Origin of the sequence: Streptomyces sp. NPDC059853 (assembly GCF_042731495.1) — a bacterium.
Taxonomy (GTDB): domain Bacteria; phylum Actinomycetota; class Actinomycetes; order Streptomycetales; family Streptomycetaceae; genus Streptomyces.
On record NZ_JBHWJL010000029.1, the window covers coordinates 19,074 to 31,518 of the forward strand.

Sequence of the window (12,445 nt, forward strand, 5' to 3'; positions counted from 1 at the left end):
GATCAACGTGAGCGGTACCCCCTCCGTCACCCCCGTGACGGTGCTCGGTCTCGGCGCCATGGGCAGCGCCCTGGCCACCGCGTTCCTGGACGGCGGCCACCCCGTCACCGTCTGGAACCGCACCCCGGCCAAGGCCGGCCCCCTGACCGCACGGGGCGCGGTCGCCGCCGCCGACCCCCGCGAGGCGGTGCGCGCCGCCGACCTGGTCGTGCTCTGCGTCCTGGACTACGCCGCCGCCTACGCCACCCTGGGCACGGTCGGCGACGCGCTGCAGGGCCGCACCTTGGTCCAGCTCACCAACGGAACCCCGGCCCAGGCCCGCGAGTTCGCCCAGTGGGCCACCCAGCGCGGCGCGCACGCCGTGGACGGCGGGATCATGGCGATCCCGCCGATGATCGGTTCCGATGCGTCGCTGACCCTGTACAGCGGCGACCGGGACGCTTTCGACCGGCACCGCGCACCGCTCGGCCTCCTCGGCGGCGCCCGCTGGCTGGGCACCGACCCCGGCGCCGCCGCCCTCTGCGACCTGGCGCTGCTCAGCGGTATGTACGGCATGTTCGCGGGTGCGCTGCACGCCACCGCGCTGGCCACCTCCGACGGCGGAAGCGCCACCGAATTCACCGGTGAACTGCTGGTGCCGTGGCTCACCGCGATGATGACGGCGTTCCCCGACTGGGGACGCCGGATCGACGCGGGTGATTTCCGTGATCCCACGTCGAATCTGGCCATGCAGTCGGCGGGTTTCGTGAATCTCATCGAGGCGAGCGCGGCGCAGGGCGTCGACCCGCTGCTGATGACGCCGGTGAAAGAACTCCTCGACCGGGCCGTGGCCGAGGGATTCGGCGACCGGGACACCCCGGCACTCGCCACCCTGCTGGCGAAGAAGGCCCACCGGTGACCGGACGGCCGGACACCGTCACCGTCCTCGGGCCGGGCGGGTGGGCACCGCCCTCGCCCGCGCCTTCCTGGGCGCCGCCCCGCGGCCTGGACACCCGGGCGCTGGACGCCGTCAGGGCGCGGACCGACCGGGCCGTGGCCAAAGGCCACGGCGGCGACGGGTTCGCCCGCGTCGTGGAACTGCTCAAGCGGTAGCCCACCGGAGACGAACCATGCGGAAGGCCCCGGCCCGCTGTCGCGGACCGGGGCCCTTCCCGTTCGTCCCGGAGCGTTACGCCACCGGCTCCGGCCGCATCAGCCGGACCAGCAGGTCGTCCAGGCTGATCAGCCCGGCGAGCCGGCCGTCGCCGTCGCGGACCACCGCGAGCGAGGCACGCCGCTGCCGCATCTGCTCCACCGCGTGGCTGACGGTGTCGTCCGGGGCCAGTTCCGGTACCGGACGGGCCAGCTCGCCCGCCGTCACCCGCCGGCCGTCCGCCCGCGCCACGATGGCGTCCCGGGCGTGCACCGAGCCGAGCACCCGCTCCCCGTCCCGTACCAGCAGCCGGGTGTGGTCGCTGGCCCGGGCGGCGTCCAGGATCGCCTCGACGCCGGCCCCGGCCGGTACCTCGGCGATCTTGTCGGCCGGCACCAGGATGGCGCCCACCGGCGACATCGGCTCGGTGAGCGACCGGGTGATCAGCCCCGAGTCCGCCTCACTGATCAGGCCGAGCCGCTGCGACTCGCCCACCAGGTGGGCCAGCTGATCACGGTCGTGGATCGAGGTCAGCTCCTCGCGCGGGGTCACCCGGCACAGCCGGACCAGACCGTTGGCGATCTTGTTCATGGCCCAGATGACCGGCCGGACCGCCGCCACCAGGGCGCGGAACGGGGGCGCCAGCAGCATCGCCGAGCGCTCCGGATGGGAGATGGCCCAGGACTTGGGCGCCATCTCGCCGACCACCATGTGCAGGAACACCACCACGATCATCGCGAACAGGAACGCGATGCCGTAGGAGAGCCCGCTGGGCAGCCCCAGCTTCTCCAGCAGCGGATCGACCTCGTGGGAGATCGCCGGCTTGGAGATGGAGCCCAGGCCCAGGGTGCACGCGGTGATGCCCAGCTGCGCGCCGGCCAGCATGAGCGAGAGCTCACGCGTTCCGGCCAGCGCCGCCTTGGCGCCGCGCTTCCCTTCGGTGACCGCCTGCTCCAGACGGTGCCGCTTCGCCGCGACCAGCGCGAACTCGGCGGCCACGAAGAAGCCACTGCCGATCAGCAGCAGCACCGTGATCAGGCTTGCCATGCCCATGCTCATGAGCGCTGCTCCACCCGTTCACGCGGCGCGCCCACCGGGACGTCACCGGCCGTGCCCGGCGCGGACGGCTCGACACGCTCCAGCCGGATCCGGCCGGGAACCCTGCGGTCCAGGGTGAGTACCTCGATCACGGCCGCGGTGCCGTCCGCCAGGCCGACCTCGATCCGGTCGCCGACGGCGGGGAAGCGCCCGCAGCGGTTGATGATCAGACCGGCCACGGTCTCGAAGTCCTCTTCCTCCGGCAGCGGGATCCCGGTGGCCTCGGCCGCCTCGTCGACGCGGCGCCCCGCGTCCACCAGCCAGCTCGTGCCGTCGGCGATCGCCGGCAGCTCGATCTCGTCGGTCTCGTCGGCGATCTCGCCGACCAGTTCCTCGGCGATGTCCTCCAGCGTGACGATGCCCGCCAGACCGCCGTACTCGTCCAGCACCACGGCGAACTCCTCGCCCGCCGCCTGCATCTGCTCCACCGCGCCGGGCAGCGGCAGGGTGTCGGGCAGCAGCAGCGCCGGACGGGCCAGCGCGCCCGACCGGGCGCCGGCCAGCTCCTCGGGGGTCGTCCGCAGCAGTTCGCGGACCCCGACCACCCCGGTGATGTCGTCGATGCGCTCGCCGACCACCAGATAGTGGGAGTGTCCCTGCTCGCCGATCAGCGCGACGACGGATGCCGCCGGATCGGTCGCGCGGACATAGCTCACGTCCACCCGGGGAACCATCACCTCCGCGAGGGTGCGATCCGAGAACTCCAGAGCGTGATCCAGCAGCTGCGCGGTGTCGTGCGTCAGCTGCCCGTGTTCGTGGGATTCGTCGATCAGGCGGCCCAGCTCCTCCAGGGTCGCTCCGTGGTGCAGCTCCTCCACCGGCTCGATGCCCACCTTGCGCAGCAGCTTGTTGGCCGCCGAGTCGAAGACGTGGATCAGCGGGCCCGCCACCTTCAGATAGAGCAGGGTGGAGGCGCCCAGTGATTTGGCGAGGCGCTCGGGCACGGCGAGGGCGAGGTTCTTGGGGCCCAGCTCACCCAGGACCATCTGGATGACCGTGGCCAGCAGGAACGCCGTCACCAGCGCGATACCGGTCGCGGCGGCCTCGGGCACACCGATGCCGCTCAGCAGCGGACCGAGCAGGGTGGCGAAGGCCGGTTCGGCCAGGAAGCCCACGATCAGGCCCGTCACGGTGATGCCCAACTGGGCGCCGGAGAGCATGAACGACAGCCGTTCCTGGACTTTCAGCGCGCGTGCGGCGCGCTTGTCGCCCGCGGCGGCCTCACTCTGGAGAGCGAGCCGGTCGGCGGCCACATAGGCGAATTCCTGGGCGACGAAATATCCGGTACCCGCGGTCAGCACGATGACTGCCAGCAGGCCCAGCAGTGCGGCACTCAACTGACACCACCTCGCCGTGTGCCGCTCGTTCTATGCGGGCGAGGTGGTCGGGGACTATGCCCAGGGGGGTCCGACGAATTGGCGGACAAGTTATCTCCTTTCGTGGTGGGTGTCACCGTTCAGCATGATTGTGAACGGTCTGGCAGCTTGTTCAACGGGACGCGAGGTGTCCGTGTTCCCAGGGCTGTACCCGGAAACGTCCCCGTGACACCTCGCGTCCCAGGCGGAACGTTCAGGCATCACGGCCGGTCGTCCGACCGTGACGATCAGGTGGTCAGGCGGTCAGCCGCGCCATCCAGGCCTCGACCTCGCCCGCCTCGCGCGGCAGGCCGGCCGAGAGGTTGCGGTTGCCGTCCTCGGTGACGAGCAGGTCGTCCTCGATCCGTACGCCGATGCCGCGGTACTCCTCCGGCACCGTGAGGTCGTCGCTCTGGAAGTACAGCCCCGGCTCCACGGTCAGCACCATGCCCGGCTCCAGGGTGCCCTCGACGTACGCCTCGCGGCGGGCGACGGCGCAGTCGTGCACGTCGATCCCCAGCATGTGCCCGGTGCCGTGCAGCGTCCAGCGGCGCTGGAGGCCCAGCTCCAGCACCCGGTCGACCGGGCCCTCCAGCAGGCCCCAGCTCACCAGGTGCCGGGCCAGGACGCGCTGGGCCGCCTCGTGGAAGTCGCGGTACTTGGCGCCCGGCTTCACCGCGGCGATGCCGGCCTCCTGGGCCTCGTACACGGCGTCGTAGATCCGGCGCTGGAGCGGGGTGAAGCGTCCGTCGATGGGCAGGGTGCGGGTCACGTCCGCGGTGTAGAGGGTGCGGGTCTCCACTCCGGCGTCCAGCAGCAGCAGCTCGCCGGGGCGCACCGGGCCGTCGTTGCGCACCCAGTGCAGGGTGGTGGCGTGCGGGCCGGCCGCGCAGATCGAGCCGTACCCGACGTCGTTGCCCTCGACGCGGGCGCGCAGGAAGAAGGTGCCCTCGATGTACCGCTCGGAGGTGGCGACCGCCTTGTCCAGCACCCGGACGACGTCCTCGAAGCCGCGCGCGGTGGCCTCGCAGGCGTAGGTCAGCTCGGCGATCTCGAAGTCGTCCTTGATCAGCCGCTGCTCGGACAGGAAGCTCTTCAGCTCGGCGTCGCGCTCGGCGGTGACCTTGTCGGTGAGGGCGGTCTCGATGGTCGCGTCGTGGCCGCGCACCACCCGGACCGGCCCGGCGGCCTCCTTCAGCAGTCCGGCGACGGTGCGGACGTCGGCCACCGGCAGCCCGTACAGCTGCTCGGCCTCGGCGAGGCTGTTGCGGCGGCCCACCCACAGCTCGCCCTGGCCGCTGAGCCAGAACTCGCCGTTCTCGCGGTCCGAGCGGGGCAGCAGATAGAGGGTGGCGTCGTGCCCGGGGCCGTCCTCGCCGCCCTCGGTGGGCTCCAGGACGAGGACGCCGTCCTCGGTCTGGTCGCCGGTGAGGTAGACGTACTCGGTGGCGGCACGGAAGGGGTACTCCGTGTCGTTGGAGCGGGTCTTCAGCCGTCCGGCCGGGATGACGAGCCGCTCGCCGGGGAAGCGGGCGGAGAGCGCGGCGCGCCGGGCGGCGGTGCGGCCGGCCTGGGGGATGGGCTCCAGGTCGCGCTGCTCGGTGTCGGCCCAGCCGGTCTTCATGTTCTCGGCCAGCTCGTCGGAGACCGTCTTGTTCACATTGTTCTTGCGCTGCTTGATGGTCTCGGCGGGCTTCTTCCCGTCCGTGGGCTTGGCTTCCTCGGCCACCCTGCTGCCTCCTCGCGTGCCGGCGCCGGTCCCGGTGGGGACCGGGTTCCATCGTATGTGCGAGTGGGGGATGGGGACAGAGCCGTTCAGGGCGAGACATAGGGGGCACGGGCCGGGGTCGCCACGGTGCGTGGCTCAGTGGAAGCGGGCGGCGAGCAGAACGGTCTCCTCCCGGCCGTCGCCCGGGCCGCCGGCCTCGGCGGCGGCCCGGGCGGGCAGGACGCGCAGGATGTGGTCGATGAGGGCCTGGGGGTCGGCGCGCACCCGGGGGGTGGCGGTGCGGGCGGCGTTCTGGAGCCGGGCGAAGGCGCGGTCCCGGGGTTCGCCGGTGCGGTGGAGCAGGCCCGCGCTGTACAGCAGGACCGTTTCTCCCTGGGCGACGTCGATCTCGACGCTGGGCGCCTCCCAGCAGGCGAGCATGCCGAGCGGGGCGGAGAGGGTGGTGTCGGCGAACTCGGTCCGGTGTTCCCCGACGACCAGGGGCGGCGGGTGGCCGGCGGAGGCGAGGACGAGTTTGCCGGCGGCGGGCTCGGCGAAGCCGTAGAGGGCGGTGGCGCTGCGGGCGGGCTCGGTGAGCCGCAGCAGCAGTTCGAGATCGGACAGGACGGCGACGGGGTCCTCGCCCTCCATGACGGCGTAGGCGCGCAGTCCGGCCCGCAGCCGTCCGACGGCGGCCACGGTGGCGGCGCCGCTGTCACCGGCGGCGGCGGTGCTGCCGACGGCGAGGCCGAGGGCACCGTCGGGCAGGGCGAGGGCGTCGTAGAAGTCGCCGCCGCCGAGCGGCAGCGGCCGGTGGTGGGCGGCGAGGGTGACGCCGGGGACGTACGGCAGCCGGGCGGGCAGCAGCCCTTCGCGCAGGGTGGCCAGCTCGGCGCGGGCGGCGGCGAGGGTGGCGTGCTGGGCGAGTTGCTGGGCGGCGTGCCGCAGATAGCGGGTGAGGAGTTCGCGCTGGCGCTGGTCGGGTTCGGTGGCCTCGTCGTACAGCCAGAGGGCGGCGGCGAGCAGCGGGTGACCGGTGCCAGTGCCGGTGCCGGGTTCCGTGCTGAGCAGGGCGGCGTGGCTGGCGGCGCAGCCGAGCAGGCGGGCGACATCGCGGTGCCGGGGGTCGAGCGTGTCGTCGGCGGCGAGGTCGGGGTGGGTCAGTTCGGTGGCCGCGCCGTCGCCCGCGCCGTCCAGCAGCCGGGTGTGCGGAGCGGCGGCGGGTGGCACGGTCTCCAGCTGGCCGAGGTCGGCGGGGGTGAGGCCGTAGCCGGTGAGCCGGTCGGGGACCGTGGGCCCTTCCCGGTCCTCGGGGGCGGTGGGGCGCAGCGCGATCAGGCCGCGCCGGGCGCCGATGAGGTGCGCGCCGGCGCGCAGGGTTTCGTGCAGGGCGTCACGGAGTGTGCCGGTGCGGGCGAGCCGCTCGGTGAGGTCGTGGAGGGCGGTGAGGTCGGTGATCCAGGAGGCGAGCCGCTCGGGGGGCGTGCCGGATGGGGCGGATGAGTCGCCGGGGGGTGGAGTCTGCGGTACGGGGGTGATCGTTGGGTGGATTCCGGCCACATTGGAGGGGACGGATGTGCTCATGGGCGCTCTCTTCCGTCGCGGAGTGATCGCCGTGATCTCATCGCAAACCCCCCAGTGGTGTGTGGCGACCGGGAACGACGCACTGCTGCCGGCGTGCAGGGCCCGGTGTCCGGTGTGTTCGTGGGTCGGGAATGATGATGCCCGTGTGACTGTGGTGTTCTCTGATCGACAGGCCGGGTCCAGAAGAGTTTGGCGTAAAAGGGCCGCCGGTGCGTGCGGCGCGCGATCGACTGGGGAGTGCCGGCGGCGATCGAGCCGGAGCGACTGGGTACGTACGGGGTAGCGCTCCGGGCCAGTCATGGCCGGAACGGTTGTTTGGGTTCTGGCGTCCTCACCAATGCGCACGACGCTACATACGGTGATCTGAGTTCCACGTGAGTGATTGGCTGGAAGACCTCTTCCGGCCCTCAATCAGCCGCGAAGGAAGGGACGAGCGCTCATGCGCGAGATCCTCGGAATGCGACGCACGAACGGCAGGGGCGGAAGCGGGGGCGACGGCGGGAGCGGCGGCGACGGCACCGGTGGCGGCGCGGGGCGCGGCTCCGGCCGGGCACTGCGGGACGCCGCGCTGGGGTATGCCCGGCACTGCGGCTGGCCGGTGCTGCCCGGGGTGGAGGCGGGGCCGGACGGCCGCTGCGGCTGCGGGAAGGCCGGCTGTGTGGTGCCGGGCGCCCATCCGCTGGACCCCGAACTGCTGGCGGCCTCCAGCGACCGGCGGATGGTGGGCTGGTGGTGGACGCGGCGCCCGGCGGCGCCGATCATCCTGGCCACCGGGACGGACGGGGCCCCGTGCGCCGTGAGCCTGCCCGCCGCGGCGGCGCCCTGGGCGCAGGCCGAACTGGCGAACAGGGGGGTGCGGACCGGTCCGGTGGTGATCACCCCGTCCCGTGCCTGCTGGCTGGTGGCGCCGTACGACCCGGCGGAGCTGGGCGAGCTGCTGTACGCCCGGGACCTGGTGCCCGGCTCGCTGCGGTTCCACTCGGCGGGGGGCTATCTGCCGCTGCCGCCCTCGCCGCTGGCGGCCGGGCGGGCGGCCTGGCTGCGCGGGCCGTGGCCGGGGCGGGACGGCCGGATCCGGCTGCCGCGCACCGCGGCGCTGCTGGACGTGCTCGTGGAGGCGGCGATCCGTACCCCGGGCGGCGGCTCGCGGCTGGCCTCGTAGGGGCTGTCGCCGGCGTCCGGTGCCCGCCCGGGTCCGGACAGCGAAGAACCCGGTCGCTGGCGACGGGGGATGCACCAGCGACCGGGCTCACTTCAGACGGTAACAACTCCTGCCGGAATCGCAAATCCCGGCCGGGCCCGGCCTCGGCGGATCCCGCCATCTGCCCGGGGCCCTGTGACCGGAATCACGCCATTCGGACGATCCGTCAGTTCAGGGTGATCTGACGGTTGGTGAGACCGCTGCGCGCCTTGCGCTCGTCGGCCGTCAGCGGGGTGGTGGCGGCCAGCGCCTCGGCCAGCCGCTCGGCGAACGCGGCGGCCGGCTTCTCGCACTCCTCGGCGCCGAACGCGCTGGGCAGGTCCCACACCGGCACGGTCAGCCCGTGCGCCCGGAAGGAGCCCACCAGCCGGGTGTCCTCGCCGAGGGTGGCGGCACCGGCGGCGTGCAGCCGGGCGAGGGCGTCCAGCAACTGGTCCTCGGGGTGCGGCATGACCCAGCGCAGGTGGTTCTTCTCCGGGGTGCGGCACCAGTAGGCGGCGTCGACGCCGGTCAGCCGGGTGGTGGGGACGGCGGCGGCGTTGGCGCGCTCCAGGGAGGCGGCGACCTCGCCGGTGGCCGACTCGGCGTCGTCCAGCCAGAACTCGAAGCCGCTGTGCACCTCGGGCACGAACGGGGCGTCCGGGTCCAGCAGGTCCTGGAGCCGGGGCCCGCCGGGCGCGGTGCGGGCGGCGGCCACCGGGCTGCCGGGGGTGGTGGTGAGCGCGCGGGTGAGGACGTCGGCGAGGTCGCGGGAGAGGTCGCCGGTGGCGGTGTCGTTCTGCAGACCGAGCAGCACGGTGCCGTCGTCGCGGCGCAGCGCGGGCCAGGCCATGGGCAGCACGGTGGCCAGCGTGAGCGCGGGCACGTCGGCGGGCAGGCCCTCGCGCAGGGTCAGCGGCACGGTGGCGGCGGGCACCAGCTCGCGCAGCGCGACCCAGTCGCACTCGCCGGGCAGCCCTTCGAAGGGCCGGCGCACCAGCTCGGTGGCGGCCTGGGCGGCGGCGCGGCCGTGGCAGGCCTTGTAGCGGCGTCCTGAGCCGCACGGGCACGGCTCCCGCGCGCCGACGACGGGGATCTCGCCCTCGGTGAGCTGCGGCGTGGCCGCGGCGCTGGGCTGGGTACGGGGGCGGCGCTTCTTGGCCATGCGGGCGGGTCTCCTGCGTGTGTCACGTACTCCTACGGCTTCGCCGCGAGCTTAGTGGCTCACCCAGGGTGTCCCTCAGCGTGGACCGAGGACCGCCCAGACGGTGACCGCCCCGGAGGGATCGGCGTCGTGCACGCCCCAGGCGCGGGCGAGCGTGGTGATGATGGTGAGCCCGCGTCCGCCACGGGCCGTGACCGAGGGGGACCCGGCGCGCGGCCGGGTGGGGCCGCCACCGTCCGTCACGGAGATGGTGATCTCGCCGTCGGCGTCCTGCGACCAGGAGGCGCGGACATGGTGTCCGTCGCCCAATGGCCGGGCGTGCCGGAATGAATTACTGAGCAGTTCGGAAAGGATCAATACGGCATCGTCGATGACCGTTTCCGCTGCACCGTTTTCCAGCAATTCCCATCGCATCCGCCGTCTCGCGGTCCCCACGCCACCAGGGCCGTGGGGTACCGACATGGACGACGACGTCGGTACCTGCTGTGTGACCACCAACGCCACCCCCAAGACCTCCTTTGCCCCACGCCAAGGAGGAGATGCCCCCGGTGCGGAAAGCGGAAACCGGCCGTGACACATCCGTTGACGTATTCGTAATGATCGGATACGAAGCGAATGCGCCGGTGCACTCCCCGTCAGGCTTTGGTCAGCCCATCCGGGTCAGCTGCTCACGCACCGTGAGCGGCCGGTTGGTGATGATCGCGTCGACCCCGAGCCGGGCGCACAGCTCCACATCGGCCGGATCGTCCACCGTCCACACATGGACCCGGTGACCGGCCCGGTGCGCGCGCTCCACGTAGCCGGGGTCGCGGCGCAGGATGCGGATGCCGGGGCCGGCGATCGCGGAGCCCGCCGGGAGCCGGCCGGAGCGGTTCCGCGGCAGCAGGAAGTGCATCAGGAAGACGGTGGGCAGCCCGGGCGCGGCCTTGCGCACCCGTTGCAGCGAGCGGGCGGAGAAGCTCATCACCCGGACCTCGCCCGGCAGCGGATGCCGCTCCAGCAGTCCGAGCAGCCGCTCCTCCACCCGGCCCGCCCAGCGGGTGGGGTGCTTGGTCTCGATCGCCAGGCCGATCGGCCGTCCCGCGTCCGCGACCAGGCGCAGCAGCCGCTCCAGGGTGAGCACGGTGGTGCGCTCGGGGTCGGCGGCGTCGGGGGTCTCGGCGATGCCGGAGGGGGCCATCCACGAGCCGAAGTCCAGCTCGTTCAGCTGGGCCAGTTCCATGGCGGACACGGCGCCGCGTCCGTTGGAGACCCGGTTGACGCGCCGGTCGTGCACACAGACCAGATGGCCGTCCGCGGTCAGCCGGACATCGCACTCCAGCGCGTCCGCTCCGTCCTCGATGGCCTTGCGGTAGGCGGCCAGGGTGTGCTCGGGGGCGTCCTCCGAGGAGCCCCGGTGCGCGATCACCTGGATCCGGTGGGGTGCGGGTTCCATCGGCTCATCCTGTCATGCACCGGGTTTACGCGGCGCTGACGGACACTGGGGAAGACTGCTCGCACTGCCCCGCAGCACCCTGCCCGTTCGCGCACCCGAGGAGAACGCTGTGAGCACCGAGAAGGACGGCCAGGGCCGGCCGGAGGAGCGGCCCGTCCCCGCCCCGCCGGCGGTCGCCCCCGACGAGCCCGCGCACCCGGCAGCGTCGGCGCCCCCCGTCCCGCCGGGGGCACCCGTGCCCGGGACACCGGCCTCCGGGGTCCCCGCGCCCCCGACGGCCCCGATCCCGACCCTGGCGGGCGCCCAGGCCCCGGCCGGTCCTGCGGGCCCGCCGCCCGCCGACCCGCCCACCGGGACCTTCGGCGGCCCGGTGGGCCCGCCCGCCGCGCCGCCGGACGCCCCGTGGGCCGCCTTCCCGACCGCCGCCCCGCCGAAGAAGCGGCGCGGCGGGCTGATCGCGGCGGTGCTCGCCGCCACCTTGCTGGCGGGCGGCGTGGGCGGCGGCGTCGGCTATCTGGTCGCCGACCGCGACACCACCGCCACCAGCTCCCCGGCCTCGGGGGCGGGCGCCGGTGAGGGCGCGCCGGCCCGCGCGCCGGAGTCGGTGGCCGGGATAGCGGAGGCGGCGCTGCCCAGCGTGGTGACCATCGAGGCCCAGTCCACCACCGAGGGCGGCACCGGCACCGGCTTCGTCTACGACGAGGACGGCCACATCCTCACCAACAACCACGTGGTGGCCTCGGCCGCCGACGGCGGCACCCTGAGCGTCACCTTCTCGGACGGCGCGAGCTACCAGGCGGAGGTCGTGGGCCGTGCCGAGGGGTACGACGTGGCGGTGCTGCGGCTGCTGGACGCCGGGGACCGGGATCTGAAGCCGCTGCCGGTGGGCGACTCGGAGGCGGTGGCGGTGGGCGACGCGACGATCGCGATCGGCGCCCCGTTCGGCCTCTCCGGCACGGTCACCACCGGCATCGTGAGCGCGAAGAACCGCCCGGTGGCCTCCTCGGACGGCCAGGGCGGCAACGCCTCCTACATGAGCGCGCTGCAGACCGACGCCTCGATCAACCCGGGCAACTCCGGCGGTCCGCTGCTGAACGGCGACGGCGAGGTCATCGGCGTCAACTCGGCGATCCAGTCGACCCCCGGCAGCGGGCTGGGCCAGAGCCAGGCGGGCAGTATCGGTCTCGGTTTCGCCATTCCGATCAACCAGGCCGAGCGGGTGGCCCGGGATCTGATCGACACCGGTCAGCCGGTGTACGCGATCATCGGTGCCTCGGTCGAAATGCGCGGCGAGACCCCGGGCGCCCGGATCTCGGAGAACGCGCCGGCCGGCGAGGAAGCGGTCACCCCGGGCGGCCCGGCGGACGGCGCGGGGCTGCGGCCGGGCGATGTGATCACCCGCTTCGGTGACCGGGTCATCGACAGCGGTCCGACGCTCATCAGCGAGATCTGGACGTACAAGCCGGGCGACACCGTCGAGGTGACGTACCAGCGCGACGGCCGGGAGCACACCGCCGAGATCGTCCTGGACCAGCGGGTGGGCGACGCGTAACACCATCCCACCCACCGCGAGCCGTTACCCTTACTCCTGCCGTCCTGACGGGCGGCGAGGGAGACTTGCCCGAGCGGCCTAAGGGAACGGTCTTGAAAACCGTCGTGGCAGCGATGTCACCGTGGGTTCAAATCCCACACCCACCGCAGTGGACGGGCGTAGACGCTGGTCAGAAGGGGTGCTCCTCGGCGAGGGGCGCCCCTTTCGTGTTGGGGTGCGGCGGAGGGGGAACGTTG

General features: G+C 73.3%; 10 protein-coding genes and 1 pseudogene. 4 read left to right on the plus strand and 7 right to left on the minus strand.

Going from position 1 to position 12,445, the window contains the following annotated elements:
* The first annotated feature begins 7 nt into the window (after nucleotides 1-7).
* Both ACFV5N_RS05585 and ACFV5N_RS05590 read left to right on the plus strand, forming a co-directional pair.
* Entirely contained in the window at nucleotides 8-898 is an 891-nt protein-coding gene (locus ACFV5N_RS05585; protein WP_385594450.1) for an NAD(P)-dependent oxidoreductase, read from the plus strand.
* Nucleotides 895-1,092 (plus strand): hypothetical protein, encoded by a 198-nt coding sequence (locus ACFV5N_RS05590; RefSeq protein WP_385594453.1) that lies wholly within the window; start codon nucleotides 895-897, stop codon nucleotides 1,090-1,092. Before ACFV5N_RS05585 ends, ACFV5N_RS05590 begins: the two co-directional genes overlap by 4 nt.
* A 76-nt stretch (nucleotides 1,093-1,168) precedes the next feature.
* Here the strand turns inward: ACFV5N_RS05590 and ACFV5N_RS05595 are convergent, their stop codons facing one another.
* The 4 genes from ACFV5N_RS05595 to ACFV5N_RS05610 all read right to left on the minus strand — a co-directional run bounded on the left by ACFV5N_RS05595 (nucleotide 1,169) and on the right by ACFV5N_RS05610 (nucleotide 6,877).
* Entirely contained in the window at nucleotides 1,169-2,191 is a 1,023-nt protein-coding gene (locus ACFV5N_RS05595; RefSeq protein WP_385594456.1) for a hemolysin family protein, read from the minus strand.
* A complete protein-coding gene (locus ACFV5N_RS05600) occupies nucleotides 2,188-3,567 on the minus strand; it encodes a hemolysin family protein (RefSeq protein ID WP_385594459.1) in 1,380 nt (459 codons plus the stop codon). The genes ACFV5N_RS05595 and ACFV5N_RS05600 overlap by 4 nt, the downstream gene beginning before the upstream one ends.
* A 274-nt stretch (nucleotides 3,568-3,841) precedes the next feature.
* Nucleotides 3,842-5,314: an aminopeptidase P family protein gene (locus ACFV5N_RS05605; protein WP_385594462.1), complete on the minus strand. Its 1,473-nt coding sequence runs from the start codon at nucleotides 5,312-5,314 to the stop codon at nucleotides 3,842-3,844.
* A 135-nt stretch (nucleotides 5,315-5,449) separates the two neighbouring features.
* Complete coding sequence (locus tag ACFV5N_RS05610; protein WP_385594465.1) at nucleotides 5,450-6,877, minus strand: PP2C family protein-serine/threonine phosphatase; 1,428 nt, start codon at nucleotides 6,875-6,877, stop codon at nucleotides 5,450-5,452.
* A gap of 439 nt (nucleotides 6,878-7,316) precedes the next feature.
* Here ACFV5N_RS05610 and ACFV5N_RS05615 point away from each other — a divergent pair, with 439 nt between their 5' ends.
* Nucleotides 7,317-8,039 (plus strand): bifunctional DNA primase/polymerase, encoded by a 723-nt coding sequence (locus tag ACFV5N_RS05615; RefSeq protein ID WP_385594467.1) that lies wholly within the window; start codon nucleotides 7,317-7,319, stop codon nucleotides 8,037-8,039.
* 205 nt (nucleotides 8,040-8,244) lie between these two features.
* On the opposite strand, the gene ACFV5N_RS05620 is transcribed toward ACFV5N_RS05615, so the two are convergent.
* The 3 genes and pseudogenes from ACFV5N_RS05620 to ACFV5N_RS05630 form a co-directional block, all read right to left on the minus strand.
* Nucleotides 8,245-9,222 (minus strand): DUF5926 family protein, encoded by a 978-nt coding sequence (locus tag ACFV5N_RS05620; RefSeq protein ID WP_385594469.1) that lies wholly within the window; start codon nucleotides 9,220-9,222, stop codon nucleotides 8,245-8,247.
* Nucleotides 9,223-9,309: 87 nt separating this feature from the next.
* Nucleotides 9,310-9,813, minus strand: a pseudogene (locus ACFV5N_RS05625) (ATP-binding protein); the annotation flags it as partial.
* Between the two features lie 55 nt (nucleotides 9,814-9,868).
* Nucleotides 9,869-10,657, minus strand: a complete 789-nt coding sequence (locus tag ACFV5N_RS05630; protein WP_385594472.1) for a glycerophosphodiester phosphodiesterase — start codon at nucleotides 10,655-10,657, stop codon at nucleotides 9,869-9,871.
* 109 nt (nucleotides 10,658-10,766) lie between these two features.
* Here ACFV5N_RS05630 and ACFV5N_RS05635 point away from each other — a divergent pair, with 109 nt between their 5' ends.
* Nucleotides 10,767-12,209: a S1C family serine protease gene (locus tag ACFV5N_RS05635; protein ID WP_385594475.1), complete on the plus strand. Its 1,443-nt coding sequence runs from the start codon at nucleotides 10,767-10,769 to the stop codon at nucleotides 12,207-12,209.
* Nucleotides 12,210-12,445 lie beyond the last annotated feature (236 nt).

Excerpts from the sequence above, each read along its gene's own strand:
- ACFV5N_RS05595 (WP_385594456.1), bottom strand. The coding sequence starts at position 2,191 with ATGAGCATGGGCATGGCAAGCCTGATCACGGTGCTGCTGCTGATCGGC.
- ACFV5N_RS05620 (WP_385594469.1), bottom strand. The coding sequence starts at position 9,222 with ATGGCCAAGAAGCGCCGCCCCCGTACCCAGCCCAGCGCCGCGGCCACG.
- ACFV5N_RS05610 (WP_385594465.1), bottom strand. The coding sequence starts at position 6,877 with ATGAGCACATCCGTCCCCTCCAATGTGGCCGGAATCCACCCAACGATC.
- ACFV5N_RS05630 (WP_385594472.1), bottom strand. The coding sequence starts at position 10,657 with ATGGAACCCGCACCCCACCGGATCCAGGTGATCGCGCACCGGGGCTCC.
- ACFV5N_RS05615 (WP_385594467.1), top strand. The coding sequence starts at position 7,317 with ATGCGCGAGATCCTCGGAATGCGACGCACGAACGGCAGGGGCGGAAGC.